This is a genomic window from Pseudarthrobacter sp. NPDC058119, from assembly GCF_042884655.1.
Taxonomy (GTDB): domain Bacteria; phylum Actinomycetota; class Actinomycetes; order Actinomycetales; family Micrococcaceae; genus Arthrobacter.
In genome coordinates this window covers 185240-207556 of record NZ_JBHVTN010000006.1, presented here as the reverse complement: position 1 = coordinate 207556, position 22317 = coordinate 185240, and the positions used below count along the sequence as shown (strand labels likewise).

The window sequence follows — 22317 nt, the reverse complement described above, 5'->3', positions numbered from 1 at the left end:
GCCCTCCGAACCTAGGCCCGCCGCACCGCCGCCAGTTGGGCCGCCAGGAAGTCCAGGGCGGCCTCCCCTTCCGGCAGCCCGGCCGTGTGGTTGAGGTGGCCGTGCACCGCACCCTCGGCCAGGAAGTAGGACACCGGAACCCCAGCCCGCTCCAATGCCGAGGCAAACTGCTCGGTTGAGCCGCGGGCGTCGTCGTACTCACAGGCAAGCAAAGCGGTGGGCGGAAGCCCGGCAGGATCCGCGTAGCCGGGCATCGCGTAGGACGATGCCATGCTGACCGGGCCGCCCACATAGTTCTCCGCCGTCCGGATGCAGTCCTCCAACGTGAACCGCAGGTGCCGCGGCAGCCCGGCCATGACCTCATCGTCGAGTCCCCCGGCAGGTGCTGGAAGTTCGGCGTCCAGGAACGGATAGGCCAGCAGGAGTTTCGCGGGCAGCGGCTTGCCGGCGTCCACCAGGTACAGCGCGGCCCCGACTGCGAGGTTGCCGCCCGCACCGGCCCCGCCCAGGCAGAGCAGGTCCGGATCCAGGCCCAGGGATCCGGCGTTCTTCCGCGCCCAGAACCACCCGGCCAGGGCGTCATCATGCGGAACGGGAAAGGCCACGCCATTGCGGGCCAGGCGGTAGTCCACGGACAACACCGGCGTCCCCTGGCCGGCGAAAACCCGTGCCAGGTAATCCGACTCGGGGATGTCCACGCTGCCGCTGACAAACCCGCCGCCGTGCAGCCACACCAGGCCCGGGCTGCCCGCAGCGGCAGGTTCGCCATAGATCCGGATGCCCACCGGCCCGTGCCGGCCGTCCGCCGCCACCGTGCGGATGGGCACCTCGGGTCCAGGCGAGCGCACGGCGTCCGGGTTGAGGAACTGCGGGCCTTCCGGCCTGGCCAGGTATTCCGCAAACCCGGCGTCAGGCGCCTGGCCGCTGTGCTCCGTGCCGGCGGCCGGGGCGGAGCCTGCACGTTTGGTGCGGGTCATGGTGTGCCCAGCTTTCGTGAGAAGTAGTCGACGGCGGTGGCCAGGATGCTGGCCATCTGGTCCTCCGCGCCAAAGAAGCAATGGTCGCCGCCCCGGATGGTGACCACGTCATGCTCGACGCCGGCATCCGCGAACGCTGCGGCCAGGAGTTCGGTCTGCGCATGCGGAACCAGCCCGTCGCTGTCGCCGTGGACCAGCAGGAACGGCGCGGCGCCGGGAGTCGCGTAACTGACGGGGCTCGCGGCCGCCAGCAGGTCACGATCATCCGAACCGCCCACCAGCATGTATTCCGGCTGCAGGGACATGCCCGGCGGCACGGCCGCGGTCAACGCGTCCGGAAACAGGCCGTCCGGCCGCTGCATGGGCGGGATGTCCGCCAGGGAGGAGACACCGTAAAAGTCGACGACGGCGCTGACGCTGCTGGAGTGCCCCTGCGCACCGAGGCCACCCTCAAGGTCCAGGCGGTTACCGGTCAGTCCCAGGAGTGCCACCAGGTGGCCGCCGGCGGATTCGCCCCAGGCCCCGAACCGTTCCGGATCGATATTGAGGGCTGCTGCGAACTCGCGGAGGTAACGGACAGCGGCCTTGAGGTCGTGCAGCTGCGCCGGGAAGGGGGCTTCCAGTGAGTGCCGGTAGTCGGCCGTGGCGCAGGCGATGCCGGCCTGGTTGAGCAGCCGGAACACGGAGTCCGGCGCAAACGTGGGCGGCAGTTCCCGCCGGTCGCCCAGCTGGAACGCGCCGCCGTGCACCCACAGCACCAGGGGCGTGGGTCCGGCGGTGTTGCGGGGCAGCCAGATGTCCAGCTTCAGCGGCCGGAAGCCGAGGGCGCGGGCGTACGTCACTTCGCGGTACACCAGGGAATCCTCGCCGGCCTGCTCCGGTGCGCGGGGCGCATCGTAGACCGGGAAGGGCGGAACGGTCCGGCCACCCGGGCGGGAAACATCGCGGGAAGGGTCGAGTACGTCGTTGGCGCGGTCCACTGTCATAGTGTGCTCCTCATCAGCTCGGGTTGCGTGCTGTCCCCGCCGGGTGCGGCCAGGAAAGTATGGTGTCCGGGCCCAACGACGGCGGCCGGCTGGCCGGGCAGCAGCACCTCGGCGGTGGTGCCGGCGGGGATCCTGGCGGTGAGCGTCAGCCCGCCGTCGTCCGCGTTTCCCTCCGTCACCGCCCACTGCACGTCGATCAGGCCGTGCGGCCCATGGTGGGAGGTGGACGCGGACGTGAGCCCGGCGCCGGGGCGGGGTTCGATGACCACGCGGTCCCAGCCGGCGCTCCCGGGCGCCTGGCGGAGCCCGGCCGTGTACCGGTGCAGGAAGGACACCACGGCGCCCTTGCTGTAGTGGTTGAGCGACTGGTGCGGGATGCCGTCCGCGTCGACGCCGTTCCAGAGTTCCCAGACCGTGGTGGCCCCGCGGTCCACCATGGCCAGCCAGGACGGCTCCGAGTCCTGCATGAGCAGCTCGTAGGCGAGGCCAAGCTGTCCGTTGTCAGCCAGGACCGGCAGCAGGTACGGGGTGGCCAGGAAACCGGTGCCGACGTGGGTACCGGCGTCACGGATCAGTTCCGCCAGCTGCGAGGTGACGGTGGCGCGGTGCTCCGGGCCGACCAGGTGGAAGGCGAGGGCGCGGACGCAGTTGGCCTGGCTGGCGTGGGTGACATGCCCGGCGGCATCGAGATATTCCGTTTCCCAGGCCTCCCGGATGGCCGCCGAGAGTTCCGCGAGTGCGGCGGCCTCCCCGGCGAGCCCCAGGACCGAGGCGATGCGTGCCATCAGGTCCGTGGTGTGCCGGTAATAGGCGGTGGCCACGATGCCGTGGTCCGCGGTGCGGGCGGCAAACAGGTCCGGTTCCGGGCCGTCCGGCTCCATCCATTCGCCGAAGTGGAAGCCCGTGTCCCACAGGTACTTTTCGTGGGCGGCCGGGACCGGCGCCTGCGCTGCGCGGGCTGCATGCCGCCGGGTTTCCGCCGTGGTGCGGACAAAGCCCAGCCACCGCTGCATCGCCTCCCAGTTTTCGGCGAGGATGGCGGCATCGCCGGTGGCCAGATAGGCCTCCCAGGGCGCCATCACGATCGCGTCGCCCCAGCCGGCCGAACCGTTGGTGAACGCCATGAATTCGGCCGAGGTGGCCTCCGGCCCGGGAGACGGCGAGATGTTGGCGATGACCCCGTTCTCCCATTGGTCGGCGCGGACGTCGCGGAGCCATTTGCGGGTAAAGCCGGTGACGTCGTACAGGTATGCGGCGGTGGGGACGAACAGTTGCCAGTCACCGGTCCAGCCGGCTTTCTCGCGCTGCGGGCAGTCGGTGGGGACCTCGCAGGAGTTCCCCAGGAAGCTCCACTCGACGATGTCATGGAGCTTGTTCAGCCGCTCGTCGCTGCAGTTGAAGGTGCCGATGCGTTCCAGGTCCGTACTGACCAGGCAGGCGTGGATGTCCGCGGCCTGGAGATCCCCGGCGAGGCCCTGGACGGACACGAACTGGAAGCCGTGGGTGGTGTGCCGGGGCTCAAAGACTTCATCCGCAGCGCCGGAGGCAGTGACCGCGTCCACCTGGCCGGCATCAAGGAAGGCCCCCGGCGCGCGGAAATCATGCGGCCGCAGGTGGTCCCGGGTGACGTCGCCGTCCGGGCCAAGGGCCTCGCCGTACTCCAGCGTGACGGTTTCCCCCGGGGCCCCGAGCCTGGTCAGGCGGACCCAGCCGTGGATGTTCTGTCCGAAGTCCACCACCTGGTGGCCGTTGGGCAGGCGGGTGATGGATACCGGTACCAGTTCCCGGGTCACGCGGGTGGGAGGGGCCAGCGGGCCGGCCAGCTGCGTGAAGCTGCCGGGACGGACGACGGCGGGAAGCGCCCGGGGCGCGCTGCCTCCAGGAGGTGGGCTCCCGGCGTCGTGCGCCCGGAAGTCGATCCGCTGGCCCGCCATCAGGTCGGCACTGGTGATCTCTGTGGCGGACACCAGCCACGAGGCGTCGGTGCCGATTCTCTGCCTGTCGGTCCCGGACTCCACCTCGAGCTGGGCAAGGAAAGCTGTCCGGGTGCCGTACATGCCGGCGTCGCGCGTGTACCCGAAGGTGCCGCGGTACCAGCCGTCGGTGAGGACGGCACGGACGGTGTTGCTGCCCCCGCGGAGAAGGTCGGTGACGTCGTGGGTCTGGACGTGGAGCGTGGTGTTGTAGCTGGTGGAGCCGGGGGTGAGCTGCTGGTCGCCCACGCGGCGGCCGTTGATGAAGAGTTCGTAGATGCCGTGGGCGGTGGCGTAGGCGCGGGCCTTGTGCGGGGCGGCGTCCAGGGTGAAGGTTTTGGTGAAGGCGTACCCGGGGCGCTCCCCCGCCGCCGGGACCTCCGGCTCGGCGGCACCGATCCACTGCGCCGTCCAGTCCGTGGCGTGCAGAAGCCCCAGTTCAACCGCCATGGGCTGGGACCAGCCGGTTGCTGTTTCGTTGCCGGTTTCATCGGTGTTCCAGGTGCGGACGCGCCATTCGAAGCGGCTGCGGGAGTCCAGTACGGGGCCGGTGTACGGGGCGGCGCACGCGGCTGATTCCTGCCGGCCGGTGTCCCAGCCGTTGCTGGCGGTGATCCGGTACGCCGTCTGGGCGGTGCTTCCGGCGGGCGGCGTCCAGCTGAGCCGGGGTTCGGTGACGGTCAAGCCCATGGCGTCAGGCAGGTGTTCGGCCCGAAGCCGGGTGGGGGCGGTCATGCGGCGGGACTCCTGGGTGCGGTTGCTGGGAGTTCCAGCTTCCTGCCCGGCACCTGATCCTCCACACAGCTCTTTCAATGGTTGGAATAGTATTGTGGTTCAGCTCACTGCCTTTCCCGTGGGCCACAGGAACTGCCAACGGCGCTAGGAACCACTGCCATGACTGCCACTCCGGAAACGGACATCCCGCCTGCCCGCGGAAAGCGGCCCAAACAGGGCGAACCCGTCATCGACCGGGCGCTGAGCCTGCTCGCCGTCTTTTCGGACCGGCGCCGCGCGCTGACCCTGTCCGAGCTGGCCCGCCATGCGGACATGCCGGCGCCCACTGCGCTCCGGCTGATAGCCCGGCTGGTGGCGTGGGGCGCCCTGGAAAGGCTCGACGACGGCCGGTACGTGGTGGGGGTCCGGCTGTGGGAAGTGGCCTCCCTGTCTCCGCGCGGGCACGGCGTGCGGGAAATAGCGCTTCCCTACCTTGAGGACCTGTTCGAGGTCACCCGGCACCACGTGCTGCTGGCGGTCCGGGACAACGAGGAAGCGGTGCTGATCGAGCGGCTGTCCGGGAAGGACGCCACCGAGGTCGCCTACCGGGTGGGCGGCCGGGCACCGCTGCGGTCAACGGCCATCGGCTTGGTGCTGCTCGCCGGAGCAGACCAGCAGTTCCAGGAGACCATCCTGAAGCGGCCGCCGGAGAACGAGCCCGGCGTGCCCGAGATGCCGGAGGGGCAGCTGCGCCGGACCTTGTCCGATGTGCGGCGGACCGGCATCGCCATGATCCGCCGGACCGTCCCGTCCCGTACGGTGTCCGTGGCCTCGCCCATCTTCGATGCGCAGGGCGCCGTGGTGGCCTCGTTGTCGATTGTGGTTCCGGACGGCGCGACGCCGCCGAACGTCCTTGCGCCTGCGGTCCGTGCCGCCGCCCGCGCGGTGTCCCGCAACATGGGCTTCCAGGCCCAGGCAAGCTCAGGGGTGTGGACCCACTCCCGCGCGTAGGCCGGGCTAGGTGGCCGGCGCCGGGGCGTTCCGGGCGAAGGTGCGGGCAGCCCGGGAACCGGCCGCGGCACTTGCCCCGATGGTGATGAGGGCGCCCAGGATCAACGCCGAGGCTTCCCCCGGTTCCAGCAGGTCCAGCTGGGAGCCGATGGTGGCAGCGGCGACGGGCACGCCCAGCTGGGATGCGGACAGCACCGCGAGCGGCAGCGGCTGGCCCAGCAGGCGCAGGCTGCCGTGGACCAGCAGGGTGCCCGCTCCGAGGCAGATCCCCAGGAGCACCATCCCCGGCGTGCCGGCGAGCGCGCGCAGGTCCAGCGATGCGCCCAGCCACACGAAGAACACCGGCCCCAGGAAGCCGTCGCTGACCGCGAAGAGCTGGTGCGCCAGGCGCCGGGGTTCACCCACCGCGGCCACCACCAGCCCAAAGGAGAAGCCGGCAAGCATGACGGATACGTGGCCTGCGACGGCAAGCCCGGATAGTGCGAAGAGCAGGGCAAGCTGGATCCGCAGTTCCAGGGCGAACTTCCGTTCCTCGGACACGTCGTGCACCCGCCCGCGGGTGCCGCTGCGCTCCAGCCAGCGCAGCACGAAGAAGAGCACCACGGAGCAGGCTGCGACGACGGCGGCCCCCGTTGCTGCCCTCGGCGCGTTGGGCGGGTCCACGGCGAGCGGGAGCGCGACGATGCAGGCGATATCCGCCACCGCCACCTGCGCTGTCGTGGTGAGGACCTTTGGCCCCGTCAGCTGCAGGGAGTCGACGATGGGCAGGACAAGGGCCGCCGAGGAAGAGGCGAGCAGCACGATATAGAGCGGGGCGTGTGCGGTGCCGAAGGCGAAGGCAATGAGGATACCGGCGCCGGCCGCGAGGACCGCTGCGACGGCGGCCCGCAGGGCGCCGCCGCCCAGGGCGGGACGGAGGGCCTTGTCCCGCACCGGCACGTGCGTCCCGGCGACGAACATGATGAGGGCGAATCCGACGTCGGCAACGAACGTGAACGTGGGGTCCGAGGAATCCACCAGGCCCAGTCCGGTGCGGCCGATGGCGATGCCTGCGAGCAATTGCCCCAGCACCATGGGAAGGTGCCAGGTCCGGGGAAACGCCAGCAGGGGCCCGAGGAGCGCGACAGCGGCAATCAGCGAAAGCTGGAAGAACGACACCTGCCTCCTTTTGCCGGTGCGCCCGGACCACCGGCCGCCGCAGCCGTCGGCAGCCTGCCGGCGCCTCGGACGGATTGTGCGCCCACAGTACCCATGCCCCTGCGGGCGGTCAACGGCACAGCAGGCTGGGTATCAGCGCCGGTCAGGACGCCGACCGCGTGTCGAACGCCGCCGCCGATTCGCGCAGGAGACGTGCCACGGTGTCCACGGGGGTGCTGGAACGCCGGCGCCCGTCGAACCGCCGCAGGACGATCCGCCGTGTCCCCAGCCCGGGAACGTCCAGGATGTCCACCCCTTCATGCGCCACCCCGGCCAGGGCCAGGGTGGGCAGGATGGCAACCCCTTCGCCGGCAGCGACCAGGGCGAGCGCCGTCAGGGTCTCCTGGTACTGGTGGGCCGTCTCCATCCTGGCGCCCGTCGAATGGCGCAGCCGCCCCAGCACCGCGGAGTTGGCGGCTGCCGAATCGACTCCGAGCCAGGGAAGCGGCAGCCGGCCGAGGTCCACGCTCTCAGTGCTCAGCAGTGCTCCGGTGGGCACCGCCAACCTCCACGGTTCATCCAGCAGTGGTTCCTCCGTCATTCCTGCCCCGAGCGAGTGCTGGCCGGCGGTGGTTGAGTCGTGTTCCACCACCACGGCGTCGAGCTGGCGTTGCCGGAGCAGCCGCATCAGCGCGGGAAAATCATCCTCCACGATGCGGATCTGGAGCTGCGGATACTGGGTCCGCCACTCAGGCAGCCGGGGAATCACCACGGTGCGGATAAAGCTGGTGAAGCCGCCCAGCCGCACCACCCCTGAAATGTTGGCCCCGCTCTCCATCCGGGTCCGGGCGACGCTGAGGGCGCGTTCAATCTCTTCGCCGGCTTCTGCCATGGCGAGGCCTGCGGGAGTCAGCACGGACCCCTTCGGCGTGCGGACCATCAGCGCATGCCCGGTTTCCCGCTCCAGCTTGGTGATCTGCTGCGACACCGCGGAGGGCGTCAGGCGCAGTTCATCGGCGGCCGCGAGCACGCCGCCCGTCCGGGCAACAGCAAGAAGAACGAGCAGCCGGCGCGGATCCATTTCCATGTTAAGTAGTTCTAAACCAGGGCTGCAGAAGAATGCAATTGAACTACATGTCTGAAGGCCCCCAGAATTGCCATTAGGTAACGATTTACGAAAGGACACCAATGGAACTCGTTTTGGAAATTTCCGGTTGGGCCGGCGCCGCCATGATTCTGACTGCGTTCCTGTCGGTATCCATGGGGTGGGTGAAGGCCGGCCGGGCGTTCCAGGGGGCAAATCTCCTCGGCGCCGCTGCCTTCATCCTCAACGGCGCCTTCCACGAGGCCTGGCCCTCAGTGGCCACGAACGCCGCCTGGCTCCTCATTTCCGCCGTTTCGCTCCTCCGTATGCGCGGCGCCCGGGGAACCGAGGCCAGTGCCGAGGCCGCCGCCATCCACCTTCCAGGCGTCCCGGACACTACCGGCCAGCTCGCCGTCGTGGATCCGGCGCGGGCAGCATGCACGACGCCGGCCGGCCACGCCGCGCAGCCCGGCGCCGTGGCCGCGTAGCGGGTCAGTCCCTGCCGCGGTAGGACAGCCGGCGGACCAGGACCTCGCCGTCCACGGCGAAGACGCCGAAGGCCCGGCCGGTGAAGGCCTTGGCGGTCTCGAAAGCCCAGTGCCTGCCATCGAGTTCGGTGAGCAGTTCAGCGTCCGGGTTGCAGCCGGGCCCCACGGACCGGACCAGGAGGCGGATCCTGTCGCCGCCCACGGCACCGGCGCTGAAATCCGACGGCGGTGGGCTGGAAACGATGGCGAGTTCAACGTCTCCGGACGGAACGGTTGTTTCCCAGGTGCGGTCAAGGCCCGCGACGACGGCGCGCGCCGTGATCCTGGCACATCCTTCGTCCTGGCGGGCTTCGATGCCGAACCAGTTGTCCTCGGCGTTCCGCACGGCGACGCCACCCGCGCCGGCGGCGACATCCACTACGGCCCTGAATTCCATTCCGGTGTGGCGCTGGCGTTGGGCCAGGAAACAGGGCCGGGGCGCGCCCATGGTGCTGCCTTCGCCCCGGAGCAGGAGCCCCTTGGAGGTGGGGGCGGAGAACTCAGCGGGTATTCGCCGGACACCGATCCATTGCGGGTCCTCCAGCCCGGCTCCGTTGCTGAAGTCGTACTCACGTTCCTCCGGCCGGGCACCTGCCACCCGGGGAAGCCTCGCGTGCGGCCAGCCGTCCTCCCAGACGACCTCGGTCAGGAACGTCTCCCGGCCCAAGGGTGAGAAGGACTTCGCCAGCCCCAGCGGGCGGACACCCAGCAGGACCATGGCCGTTCCGCCGTCGGGCAGGTCTACGAGGTCTGCGTGCCCGGTGTTCTGCACGTCCGAACCGGTTCCGGCAGCGGTAAGGATGGGGTTGTGCGGCGCGGATTCGAACGGGCCGTCCGGGCGCCGCGAGCGCGCCACCGTCACGGCATGGCCGCGGTCTGTTCCGCCCTCCGCCGCCAGCAGGTACCACCAGTCACCGCGCCGGTAGAGGTGCGGCCCCTCAGGTGAATACAATCCGCTGCCGGACCACAGTGCCCGCGGCTGTTCGAGGGCTTCCCCGGTTCCGAGGTCCACCCGCACCTGCTGGATCGCGTCAGGGTGGCGGGCAAAGGTCACGTACGCGGTCCCGTCCGCATCCCAGGCGAGGTCGGGGTCGATGCCGTCCACCGCACCGATTACGGTGCCGTCACTCCATGGCCCGGCGGGGTTGGTGGCCGTGAACACCACGCAGCCCCGGCCGCCAAGGAACACCGAGACGATCAGGTAGAACACGCCGTTCCGGTAGCGGAGGGTCGGCGCCCACACGCCTCCCGGCGTGGGGACGTTGGCAATCCCTACCTGTTGCTCCCGCGTGGCCACGTGGCCCACCAGCTCCCAGCGCTCCAGGTCCGGGCTGTGGTAGACCGGCAGGCCCGGCAGGTATTCGAAGGACGATGTGGCCAGGTAGTAGCCGTCCGGGGTTCTGGCGATGCTCGGGTCGGGGTTGAAGCCCGAAAGGATGGGGTTGGAGTTCATCCCGCCATCGTGCCGCCCAGCGGCGCCCTGGGCAGGACCCGGTTTCAATCGTTGGAAGGCGTTCTTCGGCGCTGGCGCCCTAGTACTGGCCCTTGATCACGAAGTAGGAGCCGCGGATGGTGCCCGCAAGCTTGGACTTCTGACGGGCGAACTTGAAGCTGGAGGCCAGTTCCTCAGGGACCTCCATGCCGTCGGACAGCTTGAACCCAACGGCACGTTTGCCCCCTTCTTCGAGGGCGTACATGACGTTGATGGACAGCCCGGACTCGTAGAAGACGTACGCCATCCGCAGCCCGTCCACCTCGAAGGAGGACACCTCCAGGGGCTTGGACGCGATCACCAGGTGCCGTTCCGTGGCCAGGATGTTGGTGATGTACTGCAGCGTCTCCGGGTCGTCTTCGGCCGGCGTGACGGTGAAGTCGTGGTCGTATTCGTTCTTGTAGTAGCGCGCCTCGTTGGCGCGCAGCCCGGCCAGCGCCTCCGCTACCGGCGACGATTCCAGACCGGTTGTGGAGACGTTCTTGAAATCCACGGTGTACGGCATGAGTCCTCCTGGGTTGGGTCCTGTCCTGTCTGTCCTGTGGCACATCGTTGCAGATCAGCGCCCCTGTTGCATCAGATCGTTACGCCGGCGGCTTCCGCGCGATGACCGTATAGGTGCACGGGACGAGGTCACGTTCGGTTTCAGGCCACGCGAAGCCATCCGGCACTTCCACCATGCGGGACGAAAACCTCCACGGGAGCGTGGTGCCCTCGTCGAGGCGGAGGATCTGCAGCCCGGCCCCGATGAGGGAATTGATGATGTCAGACAGCGGGTGCGCCCATTGGTACGTCCGGGTATGGGCTACCTTCCCGTCCCCGATGTAGGTGGACTCCTCGTCCCACACCTGGGCCTGGCCCCTGTTGAAGTACGGGTAGCGGAGCTGCAGCCCTTCGGCGTCCTCGTCCACCGCGTAAAGCGCAGGATGGCCGTCGCGGATGAAGAACGTCCCGCCTGGCCTGAGGAGCGCCGCCACCTGTGAGGCCCACTGTGCCAGGTCCGGAAGCCAGGTAATGGTTCCGATGCTGGTGTACACCACGTCGAATTCGCCGGAGACGGCCGCCCTTGCCTGCAGGACATCAGCCTCCACCCACTCCACGGCAAGGCCCAGGCGCCGCGCCAGGCCTGCAGCGGAGGCAAGGGCGGAAGGCGAAAAGTCGAGTCCCGTGACCCTGGCCCCGGCCCGGGCCAGGGAAACCGTGTCGGTGCCGATGTGGCACTGCAGGTGGCAGACCTCCAGGCCTGACACGGTGCTGCCCGGGAGGAACGGCGCCAGTGCGGCGAGGTCAGTCCGCACCACGGGCGTCAGGTACCTGGGCTCGTCCAACGCCTCGACCCCATAGGCCCGCTCGTGCAGCGGGACCCGATCTTCCCAGTTGTCCCTGTTGGCGGTGCACGCCGTCTCCCACTCAATCCCGCCGAGGCTCCCCATCCCGAGAGCCTACCTCGCGGCAGGGAGAAACGGGCCGCAGCGGTTCCCGGCCCGGTCACTTCCGGCTACCGCACCAGCGCGCCAACCTGGGCTTCGAAGCCGTACTCCCCGCCACCCACCGTGTGCTGCGCGCCGTCCGGAAGCACGACGTCGGCCGCCACCCCGCCAGGGACGGCCGCCTCAAGCCGGAACTCACCGCCGTCGAGCGTCCACGCGACGCGGACCTCGCCGTGCGGGGTCTTTAGGGACGTCCTGGCCCAGCTGATGCCAGCCCCCGGCTGCGGCTGGATGAGCACGCGGGCGTAGCCGGGTTCCAGCGGGCGGATGCCGCCGATGGCCTTGTGCATCCAGTCCGCCACCGCGCCCAGGGCGTAGTGGTTGAAGCTGGTCATCTCGCCGGGGTTGATGGTGCCGTCCGGGAGCATGGAATCCCAGCGTTCCCAGACGGTGGTGGCGCCCATGGTCACGGGGTAGAGCCAGGACGGGCAGCCCTCCTCCAGCAGCAGCCGGTAGGCCTCGTCCACGTGGCCGGTGTCCGTCAGGGCGTGCGTGATGAACGGTGTCCCGGCGAATCCGGTGGACACCCGGTAGCCGTTGTCCCGGACCAGTTCCGCCAGCCGGCTGCCCGCAAACTCCCGCAGCTCCGCGGTCTGGAGCACGTCGAAGGCGATGGCCAGGGCGTAGACGGTGGTGCAGTCGCTGCGGATGGTGCCGCCGGGCGCAACGTAGTGCTCGGCGAAGGCGTTCCGCACCCGGTCAGCGAGCGCGTTGAAGTGGGCTTCGTCGTCGGCCTTTCCCAGGAGCCCGGCGGCCTGCGCGGTGAGGCGGGCGGTCCGGTACATGCAGGCGGTGGCCACGACGGCGGTGTCCGCCTTTGCCGCCCATGGCTGGTCCGGCGCGGCGTCGGGGTCCAGCCAGTCGCCGAACTGGAAGCCAGAGTCCCACAGCCCGGCAGGTGAGAGCAGGCCCTCCACACGGCGGGTGTGCGCCGTCATCGAGTCATACTGTGCCTCCAACACGCCGAGGTCCCCGTACGCCTCCCAGAGCGCCCACGGCACCCACACGGACGCCTCGCTCCACAGGGCGGAGGACTCCGGGGAAGGGAATTCGGCCGGCTGGGGGCAGTATTTCAGGACGTCAGGCACTGTGATGGGGACCAGCCCGTCCTGCGCTTTCTGCTCGGCGGCGAGGTCCAGCAGCCAGTCCTGCAGGAAGTCTTTGACGTTGTAGAGGTAGGCCGCGGTGGGGGCGAACACGGCGATGTCGCCGGTCCAGCCGAGCCGTTCGTCGCGCTGCGGACAGTCGGTGGGCAGGTCCAGGAAGTTGCCGCGCAGGCCCCAGCCGATGTTGCGGTGCAGCTGGTTGACGAGCTCGTTGGAGCACTCGAAGGTGCCGGTGCGCTCCAGGTCGGAATGGACCACCACGGCCTCAACGTCATCCGCCGTGAGGGTTCCCGGCCAGCCGGTGACCTCGGCGTAGCGGAAGCCGTGGAAGGTCTTGGTGGGTTCAAAGGAGTCGGTGCCGCCCGAGAGGATAAACGTGTCAGCGGCCTTCGCTGTGCGCAGCGGCCGGACGCCGAGTTCGCCGTCCTCGAGCACTTCGGCATGCCTGATGGTAATGGCGTGGCCCGCTTCGCCCTGCACGCTGAACCGCAGCCAGCCCACAAGGTTCTGGCCGAAGTCCACCAGGGTCCTGCCGCTTGGCGAGGAGAACACGCTGAGGGGACGGACGACGGCGGCCCGCACCACGGGCGGCCCCACAGGCTCGGCCAGCCGGTCGGCGTCGAACGCCAGCTCCCGTACGCCGGTCCAGCCCGTGCCGGGAGCAAAGCCGGGCCCCGCCCAGCCTGCCTGGAGGCGGCGGGCGTCGATGGTCTGGCCGTCGTAAAGGTCGTTGGACGTGGTGGCGGACGGTCCGGCCTGCCAGGAGGTATCGGAGCCGATGGTCTGCACGTGGCCGTCCTCGAATTCGATATCCAGCTGCCCGAAGAACCCCAGCTCGCTGCCGTAGAGGTTGGACATTCCGTGCCAGGCGAGGCGGCCGCGGTACCAGCCGTTGCCCAGTTCCACTCCGATCACGCTCGTGGGCATGACCAGGGACGTGACATCGTAGCTGCGGTAGCGGAGCCGCCACTCGTAGGCGCTCCAGCCGGGGCTCAGCACGTCCGGTCCCACCGGACTGCCGTTGATGAAGGCTTCATAGACCCCAAAGGCCGTCGCGCGGAGTACCGCCTTCACCACCCCGCCGTGGCCCCCGTCCAGGGTGAACTCCTTGCGGAGCAGCGGGGCGCCGTCGAAGTCGTTGTCGGCCGTGATCATGGCGGCGCGCCAGGGCGTGGAAGTCATGGAAGGAGTGTTCCGTTCTGTAAAAGAGGTGGTCAAGGGTGATTCGGCGTGCGGAAACCGAAGCCGGTCAGGCGTAGTGGCAGGCCACATCCGCCGTGCCCACCCGCCGCAGGGCGGGCCGTTCGGAAGCGCACAGGTCGGTGGCGAGGGGGCAGCGGAGCCGGAAGGGGCAGCCGCCGGGACCGGGAACCGCGGCGGCACCCGTGCGGACCCCCAGGGATTCGCGGGCCTGCCGCCGCTCGGCCTGTTCGGCCGGGCGGGGCACCGGAGAGGCGGCCACGAGGGCCTGGGTGAACGGGTGCTGCGGGTTCTCGGTGACGGCCGCAGCCGGTCCGCTCTCCATGACCTGGCCGCGGTACAGCACCACCACCCGTTGGGCCAGGAACTGCACCACGGCGATGTCATGGGCAATGAAGAGGTAGCTCAGGCCCCGCTCATCGCGGAGGTCCGCCAGGAGGTTCAGCACCTGCGCCTGGGTGGAGAGGTCCAGGGCGCTGACGGCTTCATCGCAGACCACCAGCCGGGGGTCGCAGATCAGGGCACGGGCCACGGAAATGCGCTGGCGCTGGCCGCCGGAGAACTGGCTGGGGTACCGGTCCACGGCCTCCCGCGGGAGCCCGACGCGTTCCAGCATGTCCTCCGCCTTGGCGCGGGCTTCCGCCGCGGAAGCTCCCCGGAGGCGGAGCGGCTCGGCCAGGGAGGCGCCGATGGTGTTGCGCGGATTCAGCGAGGAGTTGGGGTCCTGGAAAACGGCGCGGAGTTCCCCGCCCAGGGCCCGGCGTTGGGCCGCGCCGGCGGAGGTGATGTCCCGGCCCTGGTAGGAGATGGACCCGCCGGAGACCTTCTGCAGTCCCAGGATTGCCTTGCCGATGGTGGACTTTCCGGAACCGGATTCACCCACCAGGCCTACCGTCTCGCCAGAGGCGATGCTGAAGCTGACGCGGTCGACGGCGGCCGGTACGGCGGCTGCCTTGCGGCCGCGGCCGTAGCGGACCACCAGGTCCCTCACTTCCAGCATGGGGGTCCCGGCCGCGGGCGGCGTGGAATCGCGGCGTTCCGTGACTGCGGTGCTCATGCCAGGTCCTTTTCAACGATGGTCTCTTCTTCTGCGGACGCAGCCCGTGGGCTGACCGGCAGGAACCGGTGCGCCGGCACGTCGGTGGCCAGCCAGTCCATGCCCTCGACGGCCAGCTGGTCTGCCTTGACGCAGCGCACCAGGCCCTCGCCCGTACCGGAAGCCAACAGCGGAACGGGGTCCGTGCAGGCGGAGCCGGCGAACTGGCACCTGGCGGCGAAGCGGCAGCCGGTGGGCCAGTCCTTGGGCTGGGGTACCTGGCCCTGGATCGTGGCCAGGCGCTCGGGCATGGAGTCCGCGTCGTTGGCGTGCGGGTCCGCGGCCAGGAGTGCCAGGGTGTAGGGGTGGCGCGGGTGGTCCAGGATGGCGGCGGTCCGGCCGTTTTCCACCACTTGCCCGGCGTACATCACGGCCACCTGGTCGCAGATGTCCGCCACGACGCCGAGGTCGTGCGTCACCATCACCACTGACATCCCGGTGTCCTTCACCAGGGCACGGAGCAGGGACAGAATCTCCGCCTGGACGGTGACGTCCAGAGCTGTGGTGGGCTCGTCCGCGACCAGCAGCCTCGGCTGGCCGGAGAGTGCAAGGGCGATGGCCACGCGCTGGGCCATGCCGCCGCTGATCTGGTGCGGATACGTCTTCAGGATGCGCTGGGCGTCCACAATGCCCACCTTCTCCAACAGGTTCCGGGCCTCGTTTCGAGCCTCGGCTTTGCCCATGCCGCGGAGCCGGCGGATGGCTGCTGTGAGCTGGTAGCCCACGGTGAACATCGGGTCCAGGGCCCGCATGGGCTCCTGGCTGATCAGGGCAATTTCCCTGCCCCGGACGCCTTCCATCTCCTTGTCCGTGGCGGCCGCAAGGTTCCTGCCGTTCCAAAGGATTCGGCCGCCGGTTACGGAGACACCGGACGGCAACAGGTCCAGCAGGGAGAGCGCCGTCATGGTCTTGCCGCAGCCGGACTCGCCCACCAGGCCCAGGACAGTGCCCTGTTCGACGTCGAAGGAGACGTCGGTGACCAGCCGGACGCCGTTGCCGGCACCCGCATTGCCGACGCCGACGGACAGGTTGCGCACGGAAAGCGTGCCCTTCGGCGCGTCGGGAGCACCGTCCCCGGGAGCCGGGATGGCGGCGATGACGGCCACGGCCTTGGCGCGCTGCCGCCGGGCTGCCGCGGAGGGCAGGTGCGGGGCTGCGGCGTTGGGCGCCTTGCCCAGGGCGTTGCCGATGGCGTTGGCCGCGAGGACGGTCAGCGCCAGCACGGCGCCGGTGGGCACCATCATCCAGGGGGCGTCGTAGACGTGCTGGGATGCGCCCTGGATCATGCCGCCCCAGCTGGGCTGCGGGATGGGCGGGCCGAAGCCGATGAAGGCCAGGCCGGCCTGGATGAGCATGCCGACGGCGAAGATGAGCGCCGCCTGCACCACGATGGTGTTGGCCAGTCCGGGCAGGACATGCCGGACGCTGATGCCCAGCGGCCCCACGCCGTCCACTTTTGCCGCATCCACGTACAGCTGGGACTGCAGCGATTTGGCCTGGCCCAGGATCACCCGGTAAATGCCGGCGGACATGAGGATGCCCAGGATGGCCATGACCATGGGGATATTGGTGCCCACGGCGCCGATGACGGCCAGGATGATCACGGTGCCGGGAAGGGACATCATGATCTCGGTGATGCGGCTGATCACGGCTTCAGTCCGCTGGCCCGCACCGGCGGCAGCCATGGCCAGGATGGTGCCGAGCCCGACGCCGACAATCACCGTGATCATTGACGTTCCCAGGGTGCCGGCCGCGGCGGCAAAGATGCGGCTGAGGATGTCCCGGCCCAGTTCATCGGTCCCCAGCCAGTGGGCGGCGGTGGGGCCGGAGAGGACGGCAGTGAAGTCCTGGTCCTCGGTCTTGAACGGCAGCCAGAGCGGAGCCGTCAGCGACGCGATGACCAGCGCCGCGAGCCACACGAGGCCGGCTACGGCTCCCGCGGACGCGAAGAGACGGTGCCGGGAATACCTGGCGAGTGCCGCCTTGCCGGACCGTGGCACGGAGGCTCCTGCCGCCGTCGTACTTCCTGCCTGGTCCGCGTCCGCGGGAGCCGGGGCAAATGTGGGGATCATGAGGCACGCAACTTCGGGTCGAGGAACTTGGTGGCGAGCTCCAGCACCAGGTTGACGGCGACCACCACCACGGTGGCGATCACCACCACGCCCTGCACGGCAGGGGCGTCGTGGGTGCTGACGGAGGACTGGACGGCCTGGCCCAGGCCAGGCATGGCGAACAGCTGTTCCGCGATCACGGAGCCGCCGAACAGGCCGATGAACTGCAGGGCGATGCCGGCCACGATGGGCAGGCTGGCGTAGCGCAGGGCGTGCACGTAGAGGATTTTCCAGGTGGTGGTGGCCGTGGCCCGCAGCGTCCGGATGTGCTCCTGCTGCAGGGCTTCGAGCATGGACGCCCTCGTCTGCCTTGCGATGAAAGCGGCGCCGCCCACGGCCAGGGTGATCACCGGCAGCGCCAGCGACATGGCCCAGTCCTGCGGGGACACGTCGAACGGCACGTAGCCAGTGGCGGGAAAGAGGGAGGACTGGACGGCGAACAGGTAGACGAAGAGGACGCCCACCCAGAACGCGGGCAGGGCCACCAGTAGGCCGACGAAGCCGCCGATGGCCTGGTCCAGCAGGCCACCGCGGACTGCTGCGGTCACGCCCAGGGCAATGCCCAGGATGGCGCTGAGGATGGTGGCGCCGGCAGCGAGGGAGGCGGTCACGGGCAGCCGGTTGGCCAGGTCCGCGCTGACGGAGCGGCCGTCGATCAGCGAATTCCCCAGGTTCCCCTGCAGCGCGTCCCACAGCCAGCGGAAGAACTGGGTAAACAGCGGATCATTCCACCCCAGCTGCTGGTTGAGCTGGTTGATGGCGTCCTGGGAGGCGCCGGCACCGAGGGAAACGGCTCCCGGGCTGCCGGGCATGGCGTGCACCAGCAGGAATGCCAGCACCGCCACCACCAGCACCGTGGCGAGCGCCATCAGCAGGCGCTTGGCGACGAACAATGCCATGGTGACCTCCATTGGTCAGGCCCGGCGCCCCTTCTTTGGGGAGGGGCACCGGGCAGGTTGGATCAGTTGGTGGGCTTGTAGGAGGAGAGCAGCGGGTAGGCGTTGGTGCCTGCAAACTTCACTTCCTGGACCTTCTTGGTGTTGTAGCCCCAGTTGGACAGCGACTCGAACAGCGGGATCAGCCAGCCGGACTCCACCAGTCGCGTGTTCAGCTTGGTCAGGGCGGCCTTCTTCGCGGCGTCGTCCTTGGCCGCAGCCACTTCGCCGGTCGCGGCGCTCAGCTGGTCATCGGTGGCTTTCTGGACGTTTGTGAAGCCGTTGAGGATGGCCCCGAACATCAGGCCCGTGGGGTTGTCCCAGCTCAGGGGTGCGTAGCCCAGCGGCGTGGTGGCCACGGCGGCGAAGGCTTCATCGGTGGACGCGGCCATCTTGACGTTCATGGTGATGCCGACGGCGGCGAGGTCCTTCTGGATGGCCTGCAGGTCGGTCTGGGTCTGGGCTCCGGCGATGATGGTGAACTCGAAGCCGTTGGGGTAGCCCGCCTCGGCCAGCAGGCTCTTGGCCTTCTCCGGGTTGTAGGCGAACTCGGTGTTCAACGCGTCCGTGAACCCGGCGGAGTCCTTGGGCAGGGCGTTCCAGGCGGGGACGTCACCCTTGTGCAGGGCATCCACCAGGGCCTGGCGGTTGATGGCGTACTGGATGGCCTGGCGGACCTTCTCGCTGCCGAACGCCGGTGCCGTCTTGCCGGTCTTGTCGAAGGAGACCATGGTCTGGACGGTGCCGCCGATCTGGGCCACGCCCACGCCCTTGGACTTGGCGAAGTCGACGGTGGGCGAGGTCAGCTGGGCGACGTCGGCCTGGCCGGACACCAGGGCGTTGGCACGGGCCTGGGGGTCCATGATCACGCTGAAGGTGATCTTCTTGTAGGCGTAGTTGGCAGCATCGGGGCTCTTGTCGTTCTTGACCATCACGTACTTGTTGCCCTTCACCGTGGACGGGTCCAGGGTGTAGGGGCCGGAGCCGTCCGGGGTGGTGGCCAGGCTCGCGGAATCGGCGACGCCGGCCTTGCCCACGATCATGCCCATGGTGGACGTGAGGTTCTTTTCAAAGCCCGGCTGCGGCTTGGCGAAGGTGATGGCCACTTTGGTGGGGCTGACGACGTCGACGCTGGCGATCTCCTGCGCCCCGCCCTTGGCGATGGCCGAGTAGGCGCTCAGTGCCGTGTCAGTGCGGCGGTCGAAGTTGGCCTTGACGAGGTCAGCATCAAGCTTGGAGCCATCGGTGAAGGTGATGCCGTCCTTGAGGGTCAGCGTCAGGACGGTGTTGTCAGCGTTGTACTCGAAGGCACTCGCCAGGCCGGGGCCGGCGGAGCCGTCCGCCTGGAGCTCCAGGAGGTTGTCGTACAGGCCCTCCATGAACTGGCGCTGGGCATCGGACACCCGGATGGGGTCGTATCCAAACGATGCGGAATCGCTCTCGACCCCGATGGTCAGGCTGGACTTGTCCACGGTGGACGACGCCTGGGAGTTTCCGCCGCCGCAGGCGGCCAGGGAACCCATCAGCAGGGCACCGGTCAGGACGGCAGCGCTGCCGCGTGCGGTGGAGGTCATAAGTTTCATCTGGTGCGCCTTCGCATTCTATGACGGTGACAAACGGAGGAAATTCGTGGGGCCGGGGCTGTCCGGCTCCCTTCAAGAATCCGTTGGAGCCCGCAGGGCCAAACATGAGAATGTCATTGATTGAAAAAGTATTGTGGCGACGGTCACGCGGGTGGACAGGATGGATGCAGGCAGTGAGGCCTGGGACGCCGGCGTGCGTCCATGATGAGAGGAACCCCTATGACCAACCCGTTTTCGCAGGACTTCCTTTGGGGCGTGGCCACCGCAGGCCACCAGGTGGAAGGCAACAACGTCAACAGCGATGTCTGGTTCCTGGAGCACCTTCCGGGCACCATCTTCGCCGAGCCCTCAGGGGACGCTGTGGACCACTACCACCGCTACCGGGAGGACATTGCGCTGATCGCCGGGCTTGGTTTCACCAGCTACCGCTTTTCACTGGAGTGGGCCCGGATTGAGCCGGAGGAGGGTCACTTCTCGGTGGCCGAGCTGGACCACTACAAGCGGGTAATGGAGGCCTGCCGGGAGCACGGGCTGACGCCGGTGGTCACGTTCCACCATTTCGCCTCGCCACTCTGGCTGCTGCGTTCGGGCGGCTGGGAGGGCGAACGCACGCCGGAGCTGTTCGCACGCTACTGCGACCGCGTCATGGCGCACCTGGGCGACCTGGTCGGCGTCGCCTGCACCCTGAACGAACCCAACCTCCCGTGGCTGCTGGAATCTTTTGGCATCGGCGGGGAAGCACCGGAGAACCGCGGAAAGGTCCCCATGTGGGCCGCCGCCGCGGAACGGCTTGGGGTGGACGCCAGCACGGTTGCCCCGTTCCAGTTCTGCTCTACGGAGGCCGGCTTCAACGTCAAACTTGCGGCGCACAAGGCGGCCACCGCGGCTATCAAGGCACACCGGCCGGAGCTGCAGGTGGGCTGGACCCTGGCCAACTCGGACATCCAGTCCGTCCCCGGCGGCGAAGAAATTGCGGACCGGGTGCGCCGGGACGTCAACGAGCGGTTCCTGGAAGCCTCCCGCGGCGACGACTTCGTGGGCATCCAGACCTACGGCCGCACAGTGTACGGCCCGGATGGCCACGCCCCCGCGCCGGAGGGAGTGGCCGTCAACCAGATGGGCGAGGAGATCTACCCGCAGGGGCTCGAGGCAACCGTCCGGGAGGCGTGGCGGGTTGCCGGCGTCCCGGTGATGGTCACCGAGAACGGGTTGGCCACGGAGGATGACACCCAGCGCGTGGCCTACCTGGAGGCGGCGGTGGACGGCGTGGCCTCCTGCCTTGCCGACGGCATCGACGTCCGGGGGTACATCGCCTGGACGGCGTTCGACAACTTCGAGTGGATCTTCGGCTACCGGCCCACCTTCGGCCTGATCGCCGTCGACCGTTCCACCCAGGAACGCACGCCAAAGGACAGTGCACGCTGGCTGGGCAACTTCGCCCGGCAGCAGGCTGCATCCCGCGCGACGCAGCCCGCGTAATGACAGGCAATGGTTCGGGCCGCCCTTGGCGGTCCGGGTCATTGCCTTAGCCTGCTACTGCTGCAGCCGCAGCTTGGCGAGGAAGTCCGCCATGATCAGCCGCGTGTCCACCGAGGTGTAGGTCCGGCGCGAGGGCTGGGTGCATGTTTCCGTGTAGGTGGAGGTGGCATCGTCCAGCCCGGTGACCACCAGGGGCGCGCTGTCACCCAGGCACCACAGTGGCCCGAACTTCACGAAATCCGGCACCTCCAGGCTGTTGAAGAGCTCCCACAGCCAGGCTCCAGCCGCGCCGGATTCCCTGAAGGCGTGGTCAAGTTCAGCCACCGGGGCAACAACCTGCCGGTACGTCTCTGCGGGGAACTGCCACACGGCCAGCTCCTCGTTTCCAAGCACGAAGCCTGCGGCGGCCGGGTCCGTGAAGTAGTTGTATTCCTCACCGTTCGCCGCCGCCCCGCCCACCCACGCCAGGGTGAGGGAAGAGGCGACGGCGGGATCCAGCAGGAGCGCATCGGCCACGTTGGTGAGCGGGCCGGCACAGACAAGGATCAGGGGCAGCTCTCCTCCGGCCGCCGCTGCGTCCGCGATCGCCCGGGCAGCTGGGTTGTCCCGGGGCTGTCCCGTGAACGGGGTGTCCGGCCCGGCGTGCATGGCTGGCACTTCCGGCCGCTTCAGTGCCCGGAGTAAACCGGCCGCCAGGTCCGCACCCTTCTGCGCCATGCCCCGGGGCGACCCAAACATCGGGTTGGTCAGCGAACTGGTGATGCCGACGATCCTGTTGGCGGGCGACAACGCGTGGTGGGCCAGGGCCACCAGCCCGTCCGGGTCGCCGGCCCAGTCATTGTCGATCAGCACGCGGCAGCGGGGCTCCACCCGAATCATGTCCATACTGAAAGCCTTGCCGCAGCGCGGGACCTGCAGAACGGCCTATTTCATTCACTGGAAGGCAAAGGCGTGCCGGCGGCTATCCCGCGTCAGGCTCCCGGATTACCAGCACCGGGCAGTGCGCATGGTGGATGGTCTGGTGGGACACGGAGCCCAGCAGCATCCCGGTGAAGCCGCCGTGGCCGCGTGAACCTACCGCCACCAGGTCAGCATCCCGGGAGGCCTCGATGAGCGCCGACGCCGGATTCCCTTCCACGATGCGCCCCGTGACCGTCACGCCCTGGTCCTTGACGCGTTCAAGTTCCTCTTCGAGGATGGCCTGGGCGTCCTTTTGGAAAATGTCATAGTCCCACGCCGTGCCCATGGCATCGCTGACGTAGGGGAAGCTCCAGGCGGTCACGGCCTGCACCTCACCGGCGCGGAGCCTGGACTCCTCGATCGCCCAGTCCATTGCTGCCTTGGACTGGTCCGACCCGTCCACGCCCACCACAATCCTGAAACTTCCGCTGTCCGCCACGGTCTCCCTTTTCCTGT

The 22317-nt window shown here is 68.9% G+C and carries 18 protein-coding genes; 3 read left to right on the top strand and 15 right to left on the bottom strand.

Annotated features, from left to right (window positions below; genetic code table 11):
• Positions 1-11: 11 nt before the first annotated feature.
• From ACFVTD_RS14390 to ACFVTD_RS14380, 3 genes are read right to left on the bottom strand one after another with little or no spacing between them, the layout of a single operon-like run.
• A complete protein-coding gene (locus tag ACFVTD_RS14390; protein WP_387564171.1) occupies positions 12-977 on the bottom strand; it encodes an alpha/beta hydrolase in 966 nt (321 codons plus the stop codon).
• Positions 974-1963, bottom strand: coding sequence for an alpha/beta hydrolase fold domain-containing protein (locus ACFVTD_RS14385; RefSeq protein ID WP_387564169.1), 990 nt, complete (start codon positions 1961-1963; stop codon positions 974-976). Before ACFVTD_RS14385 ends, ACFVTD_RS14390 begins: the two co-directional genes overlap by 4 nt.
• Entirely contained in the window at positions 1960-4671 is a 2712-nt protein-coding gene (locus ACFVTD_RS14380) for a family 78 glycoside hydrolase catalytic domain (protein ID WP_387564168.1), read from the bottom strand. Before ACFVTD_RS14380 ends, ACFVTD_RS14385 begins: the two co-directional genes overlap by 4 nt.
• A 159-nt stretch (positions 4672-4830) precedes the next feature.
• Between ACFVTD_RS14380 and ACFVTD_RS14375 the strand changes: the two genes are divergently transcribed.
• The gene (locus tag ACFVTD_RS14375; RefSeq protein ID WP_387564166.1) at positions 4831-5661 is read left to right on the top strand and encodes an IclR family transcriptional regulator; all 831 of its coding nucleotides are present in this window, start codon (positions 4831-4833) and stop codon (positions 5659-5661) included.
• Positions 5662-5667: 6 nt separating this feature from the next.
• Here the strand turns inward: ACFVTD_RS14375 and ACFVTD_RS14370 are convergent, their stop codons facing one another.
• Entirely contained in the window at positions 5668-6819 is a 1152-nt protein-coding gene (locus ACFVTD_RS14370) for a cation:proton antiporter (protein WP_387564164.1), read from the bottom strand.
• Positions 6820-6961: 142 nt separating this feature from the next.
• Positions 6962-7885, bottom strand: a complete 924-nt coding sequence (locus ACFVTD_RS14365) for a LysR family transcriptional regulator (RefSeq protein ID WP_387564163.1) — start codon at positions 7883-7885, stop codon at positions 6962-6964.
• Between the two features lie 101 nt (positions 7886-7986).
• On the opposite strand from ACFVTD_RS14365, the gene ACFVTD_RS14360 reads away from it, so the two are divergent.
• Complete coding sequence (locus ACFVTD_RS14360) at positions 7987-8370, top strand: hypothetical protein (RefSeq protein WP_387564161.1); 384 nt, start codon at positions 7987-7989, stop codon at positions 8368-8370.
• 4 nt (positions 8371-8374) lie between these two features.
• On the opposite strand, the gene ACFVTD_RS14355 is transcribed toward ACFVTD_RS14360, so the two are convergent.
• The 8 genes from ACFVTD_RS14355 to ACFVTD_RS14320 all read right to left on the bottom strand — a co-directional run bounded on the left by ACFVTD_RS14355 (position 8375) and on the right by ACFVTD_RS14320 (position 19422).
• Positions 8375-9862, bottom strand: coding sequence for a glycoside hydrolase family 43 protein (locus tag ACFVTD_RS14355; RefSeq protein ID WP_387564158.1), 1488 nt, complete (start codon positions 9860-9862; stop codon positions 8375-8377).
• Positions 9863-9941: 79 nt separating this feature from the next.
• Positions 9942-10406, bottom strand: coding sequence for a phage tail protein (locus ACFVTD_RS14350; RefSeq protein ID WP_387564155.1), 465 nt, complete (start codon positions 10404-10406; stop codon positions 9942-9944).
• A gap of 79 nt (positions 10407-10485) precedes the next feature.
• Positions 10486-11334, bottom strand: a complete 849-nt coding sequence (locus ACFVTD_RS14345; RefSeq protein ID WP_387564153.1) for a class I SAM-dependent methyltransferase — start codon at positions 11332-11334, stop codon at positions 10486-10488.
• A gap of 65 nt (positions 11335-11399) precedes the next feature.
• Complete coding sequence (locus tag ACFVTD_RS14340) at positions 11400-13679, bottom strand: family 78 glycoside hydrolase catalytic domain (RefSeq protein WP_387564150.1); 2280 nt, start codon at positions 13677-13679, stop codon at positions 11400-11402.
• Positions 13680-13746: 67 nt separating this feature from the next.
• Complete coding sequence (locus tag ACFVTD_RS14335) at positions 13747-14754, bottom strand: oligopeptide/dipeptide ABC transporter ATP-binding protein (RefSeq protein WP_387564147.1); 1008 nt, start codon at positions 14752-14754, stop codon at positions 13747-13749.
• Complete coding sequence (locus tag ACFVTD_RS14330) at positions 14751-16865, bottom strand: dipeptide/oligopeptide/nickel ABC transporter permease/ATP-binding protein (protein WP_387564144.1); 2115 nt, start codon at positions 16863-16865, stop codon at positions 14751-14753. Before ACFVTD_RS14330 ends, ACFVTD_RS14335 begins: the two co-directional genes overlap by 4 nt.
• Positions 16862-17815: an ABC transporter permease gene (locus tag ACFVTD_RS14325; protein WP_387564141.1), complete on the bottom strand. Its 954-nt coding sequence runs from the start codon at positions 17813-17815 to the stop codon at positions 16862-16864. The genes ACFVTD_RS14330 and ACFVTD_RS14325 overlap by 4 nt, the downstream gene beginning before the upstream one ends.
• A 50-nt stretch (positions 17816-17865) precedes the next feature.
• Positions 17866-19422: an ABC transporter substrate-binding protein gene (locus tag ACFVTD_RS14320; protein ID WP_387564138.1), complete on the bottom strand. Its 1557-nt coding sequence runs from the start codon at positions 19420-19422 to the stop codon at positions 17866-17868.
• 219 nt (positions 19423-19641) lie between these two features.
• Here ACFVTD_RS14320 and ACFVTD_RS14315 point away from each other — a divergent pair, with 219 nt between their 5' ends.
• A complete protein-coding gene (locus tag ACFVTD_RS14315; RefSeq protein WP_387564135.1) occupies positions 19642-20901 on the top strand; it encodes a glycoside hydrolase family 1 protein in 1260 nt (419 codons plus the stop codon).
• A gap of 54 nt (positions 20902-20955) precedes the next feature.
• Here ACFVTD_RS14315 and ACFVTD_RS14310 read toward each other — a convergent pair whose 3' ends face one another.
• The gene (locus tag ACFVTD_RS14310) at positions 20956-21786 is read right to left on the bottom strand and encodes a nucleoside hydrolase (protein ID WP_387564132.1); all 831 of its coding nucleotides are present in this window, start codon (positions 21784-21786) and stop codon (positions 20956-20958) included.
• A gap of 76 nt (positions 21787-21862) precedes the next feature.
• Positions 21863-22300: a universal stress protein gene (locus ACFVTD_RS14305; protein ID WP_387564129.1), complete on the bottom strand. Its 438-nt coding sequence runs from the start codon at positions 22298-22300 to the stop codon at positions 21863-21865.
• Positions 22301-22317 lie beyond the last annotated feature (17 nt).